Origin of the sequence: Micrococcus sp. (genome assembly GCF_034179925.1) — a bacterium.
Classification (GTDB): domain Bacteria; phylum Actinomycetota; class Actinomycetes; order Actinomycetales; family Micrococcaceae; genus Micrococcus.
This window is the reverse complement of sequence record NZ_JAXFPG010000032.1, coordinates 221,142-237,319: the sequence shown is the minus strand read 5'-3', so window position 1 is coordinate 237,319 and position 16,178 is coordinate 221,142. Positions and strand designations below refer to the sequence as shown.

Sequence of the window (16,178 nt, the reverse complement as noted above, 5' to 3'; positions counted from 1 at the left end):
GAGGGGCGCGACCGTAGGATGGTGGCGCATCCGCCGTCGAGGGAAGGCCCCGCCGTGTCCACGTTCTACTGGTCCGCCCGGACGTTCGTCGTCGCACCCGCCACGCGCCTGCTCTTCCGGCCGTGGGTCAAGGGCCTGTCCAACGTGCCCGAGGAGGGCGCCGCGATCCTCGCGAGCAACCACCTGTCCGTCTCGGACTCCGTGTTCATGCCCGCCATGCTCGACCGCCAGGTGCACTTCCTCGCCAAGAAGGAGTACTTCACCGGGCGCGGGGCCCGCGGCTGGCTCACCCGCCGCTTCTTCGAGGCCACCAACCAGCTGCCCATGGACCGCTCCGGCGGGGCCGCATCCCTGCGCTCACTCGACGCCGGCCTCGAGTGCCTCCGCGAGGGCAAGCTGCTGGGCATCTACCCGGAGGGAACCCGCAGCCCCGACGGCCGGCTGCACCGCGGCAAGATCGGCGTGGCCAAGCTCGCCCTGGCCTCGGGCGCCCCCGTGGTGCCGATCGCCATGATCGGCACAGACAGGGTCCAGCCGATCGGCCGCACACTGCCCTCCATCCGCCGGCTGGGCATGATCTTCGGTGAGCCCCTGGACTTCTCCGGCCGCGCGGAGAGCGTCAATGATCACCGGGTGCTGCGCGAGGTCACGGACGAGATCATGGAGGCCATCCGTCGTCTCTCCGGGCAGGAGTACGTGGACGCCTACGCCGCGGACGTGAAGTCCGGCCGGGTGGCCGTGCCGCCCAAGGGTGCCGCCGAGGCCTGAGCCCCGAGCGTGGGGTGCACGGCGAGCGTGGGGTGCGGAGCCGACGTCGTCGGCGCTGGCCGTGGGGCGTCATGGGGGTCAGGGGCGGGGTGCCGGCTCCCTATAGGCTGATGGCATGACTGAGGACCCCCGCGACCAGATCCTGGCCTTCGGCACCGCGACGTCCGAGGGGCCCGCCAAGGACCCCTCCCTCGACGCGTGGCGTGAGCTGCCCATCCGGCAGGCCCCGCAGTGGTCCGACGAGGCCGAGCACCGGGCCGCCCTGGCCGAGCTCGCCCAGGTGCCGCCGCTCGTGTTCGCCGGTGAGGTGGACGTGCTGCGCATGCGCCTGGCCGAGGTGGCCCGCGGGGAGGCCTTCCTGCTGCAGGGCGGCGACTGCGCCGAGACCTTCGCCGGGTCCACCGCCAACCGGATCTCCGCCCGCGTGAAGACCATCCTGCAGATGGCCGCCGTGCTCACCTACGGTGCCTCCACCCCGGTGGTGAAGATGGGCCGGATCGCCGGCCAGTACGCCAAGCCGCGCTCCTCGGACACCGAGACCCGCGACGGCGTCACCCTCCCGAGCTTCCGCGGGGAGATCGTCAACGGCTTCGAGTTCACCCCCGAGGCCCGTCGGCACGACGCCCGGCGCATGGTCCGCGCCTACCACACCGCCGCCTCCACCCTGAACCTCGTGCGCGCCTTCACGCAGGGCGGGTTCGCCGACCTGCGCAGCGTGCACGCCTGGAACAAAGGCTTCATGGAGAACCCGGCCTACGCCCAGTACGAGGAGACCGCTGCGGAGATCGACCGCGCCGTGCGCTTCATGGACGCCGCCGGCGTGGACTTCGAGGCGATGCGCCGCACCGAGTTCTACTCCGCCCACGAGGCCCTGCTGCTGGAGTACGAGCGGGCCCTGACCCGCACCGACTCCCGCACCGGGGACCCCTACGCCACGAGCGCGCACTTCCTGTGGATCGGCGAGCGCACCCGTGAGGTGGACGGCGCCCACGTGGACTTCCTCTCCCGGGTCCGCAACCCCATCGGCGTGAAGCTCGGCCCGAGCGCCACCGCCGTCGACGCCCTCGCCCTCGCCGAGAAGCTCGACCCGAACCGCGAGCCCGGCCGCCTGACCTTCATCACCCGCATGGGTGCGGAGCGGATCCGCGACGTCCTGCCCAGCATCGTCGAGGGCGTGCGCGACGCCGGCCTGACCCCGGTGTGGGTCACCGACCCCATGCACGGCAACACCGTGACGGCTGAGAACGGCTACAAGACCCGCCGCTTCGACGACGTCATGGACGAGGTGCGCGGCTTCTTCGAGGTGCACCGTGCGCTGGGGACCCATCCGGGCGGCATGCACGTGGAGCTCACCGGCGACGACGTCGCCGAGTGCCTCGGCGGCGCCGAGCACGTGCTCGAGGCGGACTTCAACGAGCGCTACGAGACGCTCTGCGACCCCCGCCTGAACCACCAGCAGTCGTTGGAGATGGCGTTCGCCGTCACCGAGGCGCTGGCGCACCCCGGAGGTCGCTGAGCACCGGCGCCGCGGCCGCCCCGCCCTCGGGCGGGGCCGCCGCGCGCGTCAGTCCACCCGAGCCCAGGCCCCAGCCCAGCAGCAGCGCCGCGCCCGTGAGCAGGAGCGTCACGGCCAGGCCGATCGCGAACGCGCGCAGCCGCCCTGCCCCCAGCGTGAGGGCCGGGCGGCGTGCCGCGCGCCGGGCCTGCCGCTGCGAGGGTGCGGGGGCCTGCTCGGTCTCGGGTTCGGGCTCGGTCTTGGGCTGGGTCTCGTGACCCGTCTCGGGCCCGACGGCGGCGTGGGCCCCGCGCGTCGTCGGCAGGGCCGCGGTCAGGGCCACGGGCGGCAGCACCGTGGTGGGCGCCTCGTCCTCCCTGTTGGCCCCGTCCGCCCCGTTCGTCACGGGGCCGAGCTCGGCGAGCAGCCGGTCCACGGCCTCCAGCAGCACCGTGGCGTCGGCGGGACGGTCGGCCGGGTCCGGCTCGGTGCACCAGAGCACGAGGTCGTCGATCCGCTCGGGCAGTCCGGGCGTGAGGGTCGAGGGCACCGGCACCCGCTCGTTCACGTGGCGGTACGCCACCTGCAGGGCCGTGTCCGCGGTGTACGGCTGGCGGCCGGTGAGCATCTCGAAAGCCATGATCCCCACCGCGTAGACGTCGGCGCGGGCGTCGGAGGGCTCACCGAGGATGTGTTCGGGGGCGAGATAGGCCGGGGTGCCCAGCACGGCCTGCCCGGCGGAGGTGTGGCCGGTGGCGGCCCGGGCGAGGCCGAAGTCGGCGACGGTCACCCGCCCGTCGTCCCGGACCAGCACGTTCTCGGGCTTGACGTCCCGGTGCACCAGGCCGGCGCGGTGCGCCGCGGCCAGCCCATCGAGCACGGGGCGCAGCAGGCGCAGAGCCCGGGCCGGGCTGAGCGGGGCCTGTTCGCGCAGCACCGCGCGCAGGGTGCGCCCGGGCACGAACTCCATCACGAGGTAGGCGATCACGTCGCCCTCGGGGCCCACGGTGTGGCCCTGGTCCAGCACGGCCACCACATGCGGGTGGGACAGCCGGGCAGCGGTCTTGGCCTCGCGCTCGAAGCGGTGCACCAGGGCTGGGTCCTCGGCGAGGTGCTCGTGCATCACCTTCAGGGCGACCTCGCGGTCCAGGCGGAGGTCGAGGGCACGGTAGACCGTGGACATGCCGCCGCGGGCCACACGGGCGAGGACCTGGTAGCGGCCGTCGACGACGTCTCCGACCAGGGGGTCACGGCGGGTGCTGCTCACCCGTCCAGGGTAGAGGACGGCGCCGGGAGCATCCGGCGCCGTCCACGGGGGGTGGGCCCTCCGCTCAGAACATCTTGGCGGCGGCCTTGACCCGCGCCACGTAGGTGACGGTGTCGGCGCGCAGGCCGTCGCGGGTCACGCCGCCCAGGCCCTGGTAGTAGGCGCCGATGCCGAGCTCGAGGGACGGGGTGCGGGACTGGAAGTAACGGATCAGCACGACGCCGGCGGTGGCGTTGTCGTACGGGTCCAGCAGGTTGAGCGCGCGGCCCACCAGGTCCGAGGCGAACTCCCCGGCCACGGGGATCACCTGCATCGTGCCGATCGCGTTCGCGGGGGAGACGACGTCGTGCTGGAAGCGGGACTCGGTGTAGGCGTGGCCGAGGGCCAGGGCCGGGTCCACGCCGTGGCGGAGGGCGGTCTCGCGAACGATCTGCTGCATCTGCGCCGGGGTCGGCTGCGGAGCGGACTTGAGCAGCGCCAGGTTCGCGTTGGCCGAGGCAGTCACGTGCGAGGGGTAGGTGTAGGTGAGGAAGGTGGAGCCGATCGGACCGGTCACGGACACCGTCTCCACGGGCAGGGCGCCGTCGGAGATCACGAGCTCCTGGCCCACGTGCAGCACGGACGTGCGGGTCAGGCCGTTGAGGGAGCGCAGGCGCTCCAGGGGGATCTCGAAGCGCTGGGCGATGGCCCAGGGGGAGTCCCCGGCCACCACCGTGTAGCGGACCACGGTGCCGGACGCCGCAGGTGCCACCGTGGGGGTGGGGGCCGGTGCGACGGCGCGGGGCGCGGAGGCGGTGGAGCGCGGCGCGGGAGCCGCGGTACGGGGCGTCGGGGCCGGCGTCGTGGCGGCCTGCGCGGGGGCGGTGGCAGTCGAGGCGGTGCGCAGCACCATGCCCGGGTGGAGCATGTCGGCCACGGTCATCCCGTTCAGGCGCTGCAACTCAGCCATGGGCACGCCGGTGCGGCGCATCAGCTGCCACCAGCCCTCGCCGCGGGCCACGGTGACCGTGGGGGTCTGAGCCGTGGAGGTCCGCGCCGTGGGGGCGGCAGCGGCGGCACGGGCGGTCGCTGCGGGGCGGCGGGCCGGTGCGGCCTGGTCCTGGAGACGGATGACGTCACCCACGTAGATCACGGACTCGTAGCGCAGCCCGTTCAGGCGCAGCAGCCCGTTCAGGTCCTGACCATAGGCGTGGGCAATGCCGGACATGGTGTCCCCAGCGCGCACAGTGTGGATGGCCGGGGCCGCCTGGGCCTGGGCCGGCAGAGCGGAGAGGAGCATCAGCGGGGCGGCGGCCGCCACAGCGGTGCGGACGGCGCGCGGGCGGGCGGGGGTGCGGGCGGAGACAGACACAGGGGACCTCGACATCCAGGGTCATGCGGGCATGGCAGCGGGGAAGCGCGGACGGGAGGTCCGCGGCCGGACCCCGGGAACGGGGGAACGGCCACCGCGATGTTATCGCTCCGTGACCTTTCCGTAAATCCGGGTCCGTCTGTGACCCCACCCCGCCGCGTACAGTGGCGCAGGTGAGCACCCCCGAACCTGCCCCCTCCGACGCCATCTCCGCCGACCTCGACGCCCTCGTGGGCGAGTGGGTCACACTCCCGGACGTGGCCGAGCACCTCGACATCCTCGTCACACGCGTGCACAACCTCGTCAAGGACGGCCGCCTGTTGGCAGTGCGCCGCGCCGATCCGCCCGTGCGTGCGGTGCCCGCCGCCTTCCTCACCGAGACCGGGGTCCTCGAGCCCCTGCGCGGCACCCTCGTGCTCCTGCGGGACGCCGGCTACAGCGACGTCGAGGCCCTGCGCTGGCTGTTCACCCCGGACGACTCGCTGCCGGGCCGCCCCGTGGACCTGCTCCGCGACGGCCACAAGACGGAGGTGCGCCGCCGCGCCCAGGCCCTGGCCTGGTGAGTCAGCCGCCCGGCCTGGCCGTCGGGCTCAGGTGGCTCGGCCGGCTGACCGCCGGATGAGCGCGTCCAGCTCCCGGCACACCTCCACCGGGGCGCCGGCCGAGGCCAGCGCCTCCAGCGCCTCCAGGGCCTGAGCCGAAAGCGCCCCGATGTCCTCGACGACCTCCGAGCGGGCGCCGACCTGCTCGAGACGACGGCGCCACAGGTGCACGCACTCCTCGCTGAGCCGAGGGTCCCCGAGGTCGGCGTCCAGCGCGGCGGCCTCCTCGGCCGGCAGCAGGGCTTGGGCCCGGGCCACCAGCACGGTGCGCTTGCCCTCGCGCAGGTCGTCCCCGGCCGGCTTGCCCGTGGTCTCAGGGTCCCCGAACACGCCCAGCAGGTCGTCCCGGTACTGATACGCCAGCCCGAAGGGCAGCAGCACCTGCTCACCGGCGGCCACGAGGGCGTCGTCGGCCCCGGCCAGCAGCGCACCCAGCGCGAAGGGGTGCACCGCGGTGTACCGCGCCGACTTGAACTCCACGACGGCGGCCGCGGCCCGCAGCGCCTCGGCCGGGTCCCCGGCTGGTGGCGCCATCTCGGCGCGCACGTCCAGGTACTGGCCCACCATCACCTCGAAGCGCATGCGCTCAGCCTCGGCCCGGGCGCGGTCCTCACGTGCGGAGCCGGCCACAGCCCGGGCGAAGGACTCGTCGCTCAGAGCCAGGCAGAGATCGCCGGCGAGGATCGCCGCGGCCGTGCCGAAGTGCTCGGCGTCGTGCCGCCACTGCTGTGCCCGGTGCCGGGCCTCGAAGTCCCGGTGCACGCTCGGCATGCCCCGCCGGGTGTCGGAGCGGTCGAGGATGTCGTCGTGTACGAGCGCTGCGGTCTGGAACAGCTCCACCGCCGCGCCCACCTCCACCGCTCGGGCCGCCTCCGGTGCCCCGCCGGCCGCCCGCCAGCCCGTCCACGCCAGCATCGCCCGCAGCCGTTTGCCCCCGGAGGAGAGTCGGCGCAAGGCGTCCACGAGCGGCACCCCGGCCGGGTCGATCGCACCGGCGCGCTCGGCAGCCGCGTCCAACACGGCCGAGATCCGGGCGTCGACCGCCGCGCGGTGGGCCTCCTGGTCCGGAGAGGAGGACGGGGCGGGATGTGAAGGGGAGGCGGTGGACATGCGCCCACCCTAGCGGCGGCACCGTGCTCGATGCCCTGACGGGGGTGTTCGATGCCCTCACGGGGGTGTTCCATGCCCTCACGGGGCCCGTCGCCCTCACGTGGCTCGACGTCTCACCGGATGCCGCCGCCTCACTAGGCTCGAGGCATGCCGAGCATCCCCGAGCCTCGCCGCGTGCCTCCACGGTCCGCCCCTGCGCCCTCGGCCCCGCCGGCACGGCCGGAGCCGAGCATCCTCCATGTGGATATGGATGCCTTCTTCCTGTCCGTGGAGCTGCGCGACCGTCCCGACCTGGCCGGCCGGGCCGCCGTCGTCGCCCATCCCTCGGGCCGCTCCGTGGTGCTCTCGGCCTCCTATGAGGCCCGCGCCTACGGCGTCCGCTCCGCCATGCCCCTGGTGCAGGCCCGCAGTCTCTGCCCACCCCTGGAGGTGATCCCGCCCCGGCAGGGCCTGTACCGGCAGGTCTCCGCCGCCGTGATGGCCCTGTTCGCCACGGTCACCCCGGTGCTCGAACAGCTCAGCGTGGACGAGGCCTTCCTGGACGTCGCCGGCGCCCGCCGACGCCTCGGCCCGCCCGAGGAGGTGGCCCACCTGGTGCGCGCGCGGGTGCGCCGGGAGCTGGGGCTGCCGTGCACGGTCGGCGGGGCATGCGTGAAGTTCGTGGCCAAGATGGCCTCCACCGCGGCCAAGCCGGACGGCCTGCTGCTGGTGCCGCCAGCGCGCACCCTCGAGTTCCTCCACCCGCTGCCGGTCGGCCGGCTCTGGGGTGTGGGTCCGCAGGCAGCCCGGCGCCTGGCCGTGCGCGGCATCGGCACCGTGGGGGAGCTGGCCGCCACGGACCCGGCCCGCCTGCGCGCCTGGTTCGGCGCCCCCGGGGTGGCCTGGCACGAGCTGGCCTGGGGTGTGGACCCCCGTCCGGTGGCCCCGCGGGCGGCGGCCAAGAGCCTCGGCGCGGATCACACCTTCGACGTCGACCCCACCGACCGCCGCGTCCTCGCCCGGGAGGTGCTGCGCCTGAGCCACCACGTGGGCGGGCGCCTGCGGGCCGAGGGGGTGCGCGCCGGGGCCGTGACCGTCCGCCTCAAGGCCCCGGACGGGTCCGTGCGCAGCCGCACCGCCCGCCTGCCCCGGCCCACCGCCGCGGGCCAGGACCTCGTGGGCCCGGCTCGGGCGCTCATGACGGACCTGCTCGACGAGCGCCCCCATCCCGTGCGCCTCGTGGGCGTGCGCGCCGAGCGACTCGACCGCGCCTCGGCGGCGCCCGAGCAGGGCATGCTTTTCGGCGGCCCCGAGGACACCCCCGGGGCGGGGGAGTGGACCCGCGCCGAGGAGGCGGCCGACGCCGTCGCGCGTCGCTTCCCCGGGGCCGCGGTGCGCCCGGCCTCGCTGCTGCCCGGCCGCCCGCCCACGACGCCGGCCGGTCGCCCCGGCACGGGCCTGCCGGGCCCGGCGGGTCGCGGGGGCAGGCCTGGGAACCCTGGCGCATCTGGCTGAGGCCCCACTATCCTGGGCCCGACCCGGCTCCCTGCCGGGGGCGCGCCCGCCGCGCCGTCGAGCGAAGGAGCGCGTGTGCCACTGTCCGAGCGCGAACAGAAGATGCTGGACGACCTCGAGCGCCAGCTCCACGCCGAGGATCCTCGGCTGGCCACACAGATGCGCTCCCAGACCCCCGGCCGCGTCCCCGTGGGCCGCATCGTCCTGGGGGTGGCCCTCGCCCTGGCCGGTCTGGCGGTCGTCCTGGTGGGCGTGAGCACCCACCTGCTCATCGTCGGCGTGCTGGGTGTGCTCGTGCTCGGCGCGGGCGTGTTCGTCCTGACCTCCGGCGCCCGCACCCCGCAGGCCCCTGCCGCCGCCGGGTCCGCCGCCCCCCGTCCGGGGTGCTCCGGCGACTCCTTCATGGCCCGGCTGGAACGGGACTGGGACGAGCGCAACCGCCCCCAGCGCTGACCCCCCGGCACCGACCCGCGCCGGGCCCTCCACCTCCCTCCACCGGGGCACTCCACCCTCCTCCACCGAGGGGCCCCACGCCCCTCCGCCGCCGTCCTCCGGCGGTCCCGTGGCGCCGTCGTCGGCCCCGTCCCCACCGGGACGGGGCCGATGTGCGTCTCGGGGGCGCTCCGCCGCGGCGCGCCGGCGCCGCGCCGCGCCCCCGGATCGGTTGCCGGTGGAGGGAAGTGGGGTAAAGTGGAGCGCAGAAGAGAGCAGTGGCCCGTCTCCGGTCGGGACGGGCCGTCCGCCGAGCCAGGGGGTGCCGTGTTCCTCGGGACGTACACCCCCCGGCTCGACGAGAAGTACCGCCTGATCCTCCCCGCCAAGTTCCGTGAGGAGCTGGCAGAGGGGCTCGTCCTGACCCGCGGGCAGGAGCGGTGCCTGTACGTGTTCTCCGCCGAGGAGTTCGGGCGGGTGCACGAGCAGCTGCGGGCGGCACCGCTCTCCTCACGGCAGGCGCGGGACTACATCCGCGTCTTCCTGTCGGGGGCCTCGGACGAGGCGCCGGACAAGCAGGGTCGCATCACCGTCCCGGCGCCGCTGCGGACGTACGCGGGCCTGGACCGGGACGTGACCGTGATCGGAGCGGGCACCCGGGTCGAGATCTGGGACTCCGCCGCCTGGAACGGCTACCTGGCCGAGCAGGAGGCCGTGTTCTCCGAGACCGACGAGGACGTCCTCTCCGGCATCCTCTGACCGCCCGACCACCCCGCCCAGCAGCCGCCGGGCGAGACCTCCAGCCGACGCCGACGCACCTGACCCGCCTTCCCCTGGGCCAGGCGCAGCGGCGGACGGATGGGGATCCCGCCGGACGGCGACCATCCGCACGTGAGCAGGAGGAGGATCCGTGGACCGCTCCGAGCCGCGCCCCGAGGACCGGCACATCCCGGTCATGCGCGACCGCGTGGTCGACCTGCTCGCGCCCGGCATCGAGGCGGCCCGCGCCGCCGGCCGCGCCCCCCTGGCCCTGGACGGCACCCTCGGCATGGGCGGCCACACCCAGGCCCTGCTCGAGCGCTTCGAGGACCTGAGCGTGATCGGCGTGGACCGCGACCCTCACGCCCTCGCCATGGCCGCCGAGCGCCTGGGTCCGCTGGCCGAGCGCCTCGTGCCCTTCCACGGCACCTACGACGAGGTCCCCCAGGCCCTCGCCGAGGCCGGTGCCGAGGGCCTGGACGCCGCCCTCTACGACCTCGGCGTCTCCTCCTACCAGCTGGACGACCGGGAGCGCGGGTTCGCGTACTCCTACGACGCCCCGCTGGACATGCGCATGGACACCACGGCCGCCCGCTCGGCCGAGGACCTCGTGGCCGAGCTGGACGAGGCCGAGCTGCGACGGATCATCCGCCGCGACGGCGAGGAGCGCTTCGCCGGGCCGATCGCCCGGGCCATCGTCCGCGCCCGCGAGCAGGCGCCCATCACCACCACCGGCCGTCTCGTGGAGGTCATCCGCGAGGCCGTCCCGGTGTCTGCCGGTGCCACCGGTGGCCACCCGGCCAAGCGCACCTTCCAGGCCCTGCGCATCGCCGTCAACGAGGAGCTCGACATCCTCGAGCGCGCCATGCCCGCCGCCCTGGACGCCCTCCACGTGGGCGGCCGCCTCGTGGTGATGAGCTACCACTCCCTCGAGGACCGCATCGCCAAGCGTCACCTGGTGCAGTGGGCCACCTCCACGGCGCCCCCCGGCTTCCCGGTGGTCCTGCCCGAGCACGAGCCGGTGGTGCGCATGCTCACGAGGGGCACCGAGCGCCCCACGGAGCAGGAGATCGAAGAGAACCGCCGCGCCTCCTCGGCGAAGGTGCGTGCAGTTGAGAAGATCAGGGTGTCGAGGACCACCGCATGACGGCGTATGAGGAGACGGGCATGAGCGCACACGCGCGGATCGAGGACACACTGCCTACCCCGGTCCGCCCCGGTGCCGTGCCCTCGAGCACCCGCCAGGAGCGCACGCCGCTGTCCGTGGTGCCCGCGCCGCAGGCCTCGACCTGGCCCCGCACCGTCCTGCTGTGCCTGTCCCTGGTGCTGGCTGCCCTGGCCGCTGCACTGGTGCTCAACATCTCCATGTCCAACCGCCAGTACGAGCTGGTGGATCTGCGCCGCCAGCAGGCCGAGCTCAGCGAGACCAACCAGCGCCTGGCCGAGCAGGTCGGCTACCTCCAGGCCCCGCAGAACCTCGCGGCCCGGGCCGACGCGCTCGGCATGGTGACCTCCGGCGGCACCTCCACCATCGACGTCGCCACCGGGGCCGTCACCGAGGCGCCCGCCGGGGGCCGCTCGGAGCAGGTCTCCGCGACCTTCGTGGCCCCGCCGGCCAACGCGGACGCCGTCCGTCAGGGCGTCTCCGGCCAGGACGCCGCCCAGGGGGAGATCCCCGCGCCGCGCACCTCCGAGCCGTCGGCCGCCCCGGACCGCGGCGCGGACGCCTCCCGCCCGGCCCGGTCCGGGGGATCCGACCGCTGATGCCGGGCCCCGTCGCCTCCCGCGGCTCCACCGTGGGCCCCGCCCCCGGGTACCCGGTGGCCCGCGCGCGCCTCGTGATGCTGATCCTCCTGGGGCTGCTCACCATCCTGGGCATGCGCCTGGTCTTCGTGCAGGGCATCGACCCGGACGGGCAGGCCACCCGCGCCATGGAGCAGCGGCTGCGCACCCAGGAGATCCGGCCCGAGCGCGGGTCCATCCTGGACCGCGACGGCACCGTGCTGGCCGCCAGCGTGCGCCGCTACGACATCGTCGTGGACCAGCGCCTTGTCAAGGACTTCAACGAGTGGGACCGCGAGCAGGGCCGCACCGTGCTGGTCGACGTCGACTCCCGTCTCGGCGCGCTGGCGGAGGTCCTGGACATGTCCGAGGAGGACCTGCGGGCCGCCGCCGTCGGAACCCAGCCGTACGCGGTGCTCAAGCGCTCGGTGACCCCCGAGGTCCGCGACCGAGCCGTGGCTCTGCACGTGCCCGGACTCGTGGCCGAGCCGGTGGACCGCCGCACCTACCCCAACGGGGCCGTGGCCGGCGGACTGCTGGGCTTCATGGGCTCCGACGGCCAGCCGCTCGAGGGCCTCGAGCTCAGCCAGGACGCCACGATGGCCGGCACCGCCGGCACCCGCACCTACGAGGTCGGCGCGGACGGGGTGCGCATCCCCAACGGCGTCTCGGAGCAGACGCCCGCGGTCGACGGCGCCGACGTGCGCCTGACCATCGACGCCGACGCCCAGTGGTTCGCCCAGGAGACGGTCGCCGCGCTCGCCCAGGCCCACCAGGCGGAGTGGGCGAGCGCCGTCGTGATGGACGTGCGCACCGGCGACCTGCTGGCCGTGGCCGACTCCACCTCCGTGGACCCGGCGGACCCGGGGGCCACCGAGGCCCGGTTCCGCCGCTCCACCACCGTGGAGACCCCCTACGAGCCCGGCTCCACGGGCAAGGCCCTGACCCTGGCGGCCACGATCGACTCCACGGATGTCACCGCCGAGTCCGTGTACACCGTGCCGGACCACATCGCCCTCGAGGGGCAGCCGCCCATCCGCGACTCCTCCCCGCACGCCACCTACGAGATGACGGTGGCGGGCATCTTCGCGCGCTCGTACAACACGGGCACCATCGAGGTCTCCCGGGAGATCTCAGACCAGCAGCGCTACGACTACATGCGCTCGTTCGGCGTCGGCTCGCCCATCGACCTCGGCCTGCCCAACCCGGCGCGCAGCACGCTCGCCGCGCCGGAGCAGTGGGACGGGCGTCAGCGCCTGACCACCACCTTCGGCCAGGGCTACACGGTGACGACGCTCCACACCGCGCAGATCTACCAGACCCTCGCCAACGGTGGGGTGTACCGGCCGGCCCGGCTGATCGACGCCACCATTGACGCCGACGGCGCCGAGCACCGCTGGGAGCCGACCGACCGCTCCGAGCACCGGGTGGTCTCCGAGGAGACCTCCGGGCAGATGCTCCGGGCCATGGAGACCGTGGTGACCCGCGGCACCAGCCCGGCGGCGGCGATCCCCGGCTATCGGGTGGGCGGCAAGTCCTCCACCGCCCAGGTGGCGGGGGAGTCCGGCCGCTACGACGGCCTGAACTACGGGTTCACCTCCGTGGCACCCCTGGACGACCCGCGGTTCGTGGTGTCGGTGTCCATGCACCGCTCGCCCATGAGCGGGTCCCCGGCGGTCGCGGCCGCCTCGGCCCGCATCATGGAGCACATGCTCCGGCAGGCGGACGTGCCCGCCACCGGGGACACCCCCCACGACTACAAGGTCTTCGCGGAGGACCCCCAGGACCGGCCGTGGTGAGCCCCATGCCCCCGACGGACCCCGTCCCACACCCCCGCCCGATCCCCTCAGCCCCCGTGCAGGAGCCCCCGACCATGACCGACGCCGCCGAACCGACCCCCGCGCTCACCCCCCGGGAGCAGGACCGCGCCTTCCGTCCCGCGCACGTCGAGCCCGTGGCGTGGTCCGAGCTGGTCGCCGCGCTCACGGCGGCCGGGCGGCCCGTGCACGTCCACGGGCCCGAGGGCCCTGCGGTCACCGGCGTCGCACTGGACTCGCGCGTGGTCGGCGCCGGGGACCTCTACCTCGCGCTGCCCGGGGCCCGCGCCCATGGGGCCGCGTTCGCCGCGGCCGCGCTGGAGGCCGGTGCGGCGGGCATCCTCACGGACGCCGAGGGTGTCGAGCTCCTCCGCCGGGGGCCGCAGGTGCCCGTGCTCGAGGTGGACTCCGTGCGGGACGCCGCCGGGGCGGTGGCCTCCCGCGTGTACGGCGGCGGCTTCGACGCCGGGCCCCGGCTGATCGGTGTGACCGGCACCAACGGCAAGACCACCACGAGCTTCCTGGCGGCCTCGCTGATCGAGGCGCTGGGCCGGTCCTCCGGGATCGTGGGCACCATCCTGACCCGCGCGGGCGACCGCACCGTGCCCTCCACACTCACCACCCCCGAGTCCACTCAGCTGCACGCCCTGATGGCCCTCATGCGGGAGGAGGGCGTGGACACCGCCGTCATGGAGGTCTCCTCCCACGCGGTGGAGTACCGGCGCATCGCCGGGCTGCGGTACGCCGCGGCCGGCTTCACGAACCTCACCCAGGACCACCTGGATCTGCACGGGTCCATGGAGGCCTACGCCGAGGCCAAGGCGGGCCTGTTCGACGCCGGCCGCACCGCCCACGCGGTGGTCGTCCTCGACGGCGGCGAGGGCCCGCGCTGGGGCGTGGCCATGGCCGAGTCCGCCCAGGCCCCGACCACCACCCTGGCCCTCGGCCCGGCCGGCCCGCACCCGGGCTCCCTGGAGCGTGAGGCCCCGCAGGCGCGCGTGGACTGGGAGGTCACCGATCTGCTGCCGGACGGCCTCGGCCACCGCTTCATCCTGCGCCACCGCGCCTCGGGTCGCACCCTGCCGGCCTCGGTGGGCCTGCCCGGCCGCTTCAACGTGGCCAATGCGGCGCTGGCCGCCCTGCTCGTGCTCGAGGCGCTGGGGGAGGAACACCTGGACGCGCTGCGCGAGGTGCTCGACGTCCCGGCCGGCCAGGGGCCGTTCGCCGCGGCCGTGCCCGGGCGCATGGAGGTCGTGGGCCGGGAGCCGGACGCGGTGGTGGACTTCGCCCACAACCCGGACGGCATGGTCCAGGCGCTCCGCTCGCTGGCCGATGCCCGCACCGCCGCCGGCCGGGCCGGGCGCACGCTCATCGTCTTCGGTGCCGCCGGCGACCGCGACGCCACCAAGCGCCCGGTGATGGGGCGGATCGCGGCCGAGCACGCCGACGTCGTGATCGTCACCGACGACACCCCGCACTCCGAGGCGCCCGCGCCGATCCGCGCCCAGGTGCTCGCCGGCGCCCGGGAGGAGGCCGAACGGGCCGCCGCCACGGGCCGCACCGTGCTGGTGGAGGAGGTGGGCGACCGCGCCGAGGCGATCCGCCGCGCCGTCGAGCTCGCCGGACCGGAGGACGGGATCCTCGTGGCCGGCCGCGGCCACGAGACCGCCATGGACTACGACGGCGTCGCCGTGCCGCTGGACGACCGCGTCGCCCTGCGTGAGGCCCTCGCCGCGGCGGGCCGCCTCATGCCCACGGGCGCCGAGGGTAAGGTCGACGAGTCATGATCGCTCTCACCGCATCCGAAGTCGCCGAGGCCGTCTCCGGCCGTCTCGCCGACACGCTGGACCCGGACCTCGTCCTCGTCCACGTCACCACCGACTCCCGCGACGTGGAGGGCGAGGGGGTGCTGTACGTCGCCAAGCCCGGCGAGCACGCCGACGGCCACGACTACATCGATGCGGCCCTGGCCGCCGGCGCCGTCGCCGTCCTGGCCGAGCGTGAGACCAGCGCCCCGGACGGCACCGGGCACCCCTCGATCGTGGTGGAGGACGCCGTCCTCGCCCTGGGGGCCCTGGCCAGGGAGGTCGTGCGGCGCATCCGCGAGCACTCGCCCACCACGGTCATCGGGATCACCGGCTCGGCCGGCAAGACCACCACCAAGGACCTGCTGGCGGTGCTGCTGGCCACCCAGGGGCCCACCGTGGCCCCCGTGGGCTCGTTCAACGGGGAGGTCGGGGTGCCCCTGACCGTCTTCCGCGCCGCTCTGGACACCCGCTACCTCGTGGTGGAGATGGGCGCCGACCACGTGGGCAACATCTCCTACCTCTGCGACATCGTCGCCCCGGACATCGGGGTGGTGCTCATGGTGGGCACCGCCCACGCCGGCAGCTTCGGCGGTGTGGAGAACATCGCCCGCACCAAGGGCGAGCTCATGGAGGCCCTCGGGCCCGACGGCGTTGCGATCCTCAACCGGGACGACCCCCAGGTGGCCGCGATGGCCGCGCGCACGTCCGCGCCGCTGACGTGGTTCTCCACCGAGGAGGATGGCGCCCGCGAGGCCGGTGCCTCCGTGGCCCGTGGCGAGGCCGCCGGGCTGGTACTCGCCCGGGACCTCACCGCGGACGAGGGCGAGCACCCCGTGTTCGACCTGCAGATGGGCGCCGACATGGACGCCCCGCGGCACCGTCTCGCCTCCGGGCTGACCGGGCTGCACCACGCCTCGAACGTGCTCGCCGCCGCGGCCGCCGCCGGCGCCGCGGGCATGGACCCGGCCGAGATCGCCCGGGTGCTCGACGGGCTCGGGCCGACCAGCCGCTTCCGCATGGAGCGCACGGACCGCCCGGACGGCGTGTCCGTGATCAACGACGCCTACAACGCCAACCCCGAGTCGATGCGGGCCGCGCTGCGGACCCTGGCCACGCTCGGGCGCACCTCGGGCCGGCGCACCTGGGCCGTGCTCGGGGAGATGCTCGAGCTCGGCGAGGCGCGCGTGCGCGAGCACACCCTCGTGGGGGAGGCCGTGGTCCGGCTGAACATCGCCCAGCTGCTCGTGGTGGGCGCCGGCGCCCGTCCGCTGTACATCGGCGCCCTCAACGAGGGCAGCTGGGGCGATGAGGCCCACTTCGTGGACGACCTCGACCAGGCGGAGGCCTTCCTGGCCGAGCACCTGGCCCCCGGCGACATCGTGCTCGTGAAGTCGTCCAACGGGGTCGGCCTCGCCGCCCTCGGTGAGCGCCTCGCCCGGGGCGGGGACCGTCCCGCCCTCCCCGCCACCACCCCGACCCCCAAGGAGTCCTGA

14 protein-coding genes are annotated in these 16,178 nt (G+C 74.9%); 11 read left to right on the top strand and 3 right to left on the bottom strand.

Annotated elements, in window-relative coordinates; all coding sequences use genetic code 11:
* Positions 1 to 54: 54 nt before the first annotated feature.
* On the top strand, positions 55 to 768 hold the full coding sequence (locus SPI96_RS06800; protein ID WP_321081607.1) for a lysophospholipid acyltransferase family protein: 714 nt from the start codon (positions 55 to 57) through the stop codon (positions 766 to 768).
* 115 nt (positions 769 to 883) lie between these two features.
* Positions 884 to 2,284 (top strand): class II 3-deoxy-7-phosphoheptulonate synthase, encoded by a 1,401-nt coding sequence (locus SPI96_RS06795; protein ID WP_321081606.1) that lies wholly within the window; start codon positions 884 to 886, stop codon positions 2,282 to 2,284.
* On the opposite strand, the gene SPI96_RS06790 is transcribed toward SPI96_RS06795, so the two are convergent.
* On the bottom strand, positions 2,250 to 3,530 hold the full coding sequence (locus tag SPI96_RS06790; protein ID WP_321081605.1) for a protein kinase domain-containing protein: 1,281 nt from the start codon (positions 3,528 to 3,530) through the stop codon (positions 2,250 to 2,252). The genes SPI96_RS06795 and SPI96_RS06790 overlap by 35 nt on opposite strands.
* 64 nt (positions 3,531 to 3,594) lie before the next feature.
* On the bottom strand, positions 3,595 to 4,881 hold the full coding sequence (locus tag SPI96_RS06785; RefSeq protein ID WP_321081604.1) for a LysM peptidoglycan-binding domain-containing protein: 1,287 nt from the start codon (positions 4,879 to 4,881) through the stop codon (positions 3,595 to 3,597).
* A 173-nt stretch (positions 4,882 to 5,054) separates the two neighbouring features.
* On the opposite strand from SPI96_RS06785, the gene SPI96_RS06780 reads away from it, so the two are divergent.
* A complete protein-coding gene (locus tag SPI96_RS06780; protein ID WP_414601921.1) occupies positions 5,055 to 5,444 on the top strand; it encodes an Rv2175c family DNA-binding protein in 390 nt (129 codons plus the stop codon).
* A gap of 27 nt (positions 5,445 to 5,471) precedes the next feature.
* Here the strand turns inward: SPI96_RS06780 and SPI96_RS06775 are convergent, their stop codons facing one another.
* Positions 5,472 to 6,593 carry a polyprenyl synthetase family protein gene (locus tag SPI96_RS06775; RefSeq protein WP_321081602.1) on the bottom strand — a complete coding sequence of 374 codons (1,122 nt, stop codon included), beginning with the start codon at positions 6,591 to 6,593 and terminating at the stop codon, positions 5,472 to 5,474.
* A 147-nt stretch (positions 6,594 to 6,740) separates the two neighbouring features.
* Here SPI96_RS06775 and dinB point away from each other — a divergent pair, with 147 nt between their 5' ends.
* The 8 genes from dinB to SPI96_RS06735 all read left to right on the top strand — a co-directional run bounded on the left by dinB (position 6,741) and on the right by SPI96_RS06735 (position 16,178).
* Complete coding sequence (gene dinB, locus SPI96_RS06770; RefSeq protein WP_321081601.1) at positions 6,741 to 8,087, top strand: DNA polymerase IV; 1,347 nt, start codon at positions 6,741 to 6,743, stop codon at positions 8,085 to 8,087.
* 75 nt (positions 8,088 to 8,162) lie between these two features.
* Positions 8,163 to 8,540: a DUF3040 domain-containing protein gene (locus SPI96_RS06765; protein ID WP_321081600.1), complete on the top strand. Its 378-nt coding sequence runs from the start codon at positions 8,163 to 8,165 to the stop codon at positions 8,538 to 8,540.
* A 306-nt stretch (positions 8,541 to 8,846) separates the two neighbouring features.
* Positions 8,847 to 9,278 carry a division/cell wall cluster transcriptional repressor MraZ gene (gene mraZ, locus SPI96_RS06760; RefSeq protein ID WP_321081599.1) on the top strand — a complete coding sequence of 144 codons (432 nt, stop codon included), beginning with the start codon at positions 8,847 to 8,849 and terminating at the stop codon, positions 9,276 to 9,278.
* Positions 9,279 to 9,429: 151 nt separating this feature from the next.
* On the top strand, positions 9,430 to 10,425 hold the full coding sequence (gene rsmH, locus SPI96_RS06755; protein WP_321081598.1) for a 16S rRNA (cytosine(1402)-N(4))-methyltransferase RsmH: 996 nt from the start codon (positions 9,430 to 9,432) through the stop codon (positions 10,423 to 10,425).
* Positions 10,426 to 10,445: 20 nt separating this feature from the next.
* Positions 10,446 to 11,042 (top strand): hypothetical protein, encoded by a 597-nt coding sequence (locus SPI96_RS06750; protein WP_321081597.1) that lies wholly within the window; start codon positions 10,446 to 10,448, stop codon positions 11,040 to 11,042.
* Positions 11,042 to 12,859, top strand: coding sequence for a penicillin-binding protein 2 (locus SPI96_RS06745; RefSeq protein ID WP_321081596.1), 1,818 nt, complete (start codon positions 11,042 to 11,044; stop codon positions 12,857 to 12,859). The genes SPI96_RS06750 and SPI96_RS06745 overlap by 1 nt, the downstream gene beginning before the upstream one ends.
* A gap of 74 nt (positions 12,860 to 12,933) precedes the next feature.
* Positions 12,934 to 14,664, top strand: coding sequence for a UDP-N-acetylmuramoyl-L-alanyl-D-glutamate--2,6-diaminopimelate ligase (locus SPI96_RS06740; RefSeq protein WP_321081594.1), 1,731 nt, complete (start codon positions 12,934 to 12,936; stop codon positions 14,662 to 14,664).
* The gene (locus tag SPI96_RS06735; RefSeq protein ID WP_321081593.1) at positions 14,661 to 16,178 is read left to right on the top strand and encodes a UDP-N-acetylmuramoyl-tripeptide--D-alanyl-D-alanine ligase; all 1,518 of its coding nucleotides are present in this window, start codon (positions 14,661 to 14,663) and stop codon (positions 16,176 to 16,178) included. Before SPI96_RS06740 ends, SPI96_RS06735 begins: the two co-directional genes overlap by 4 nt.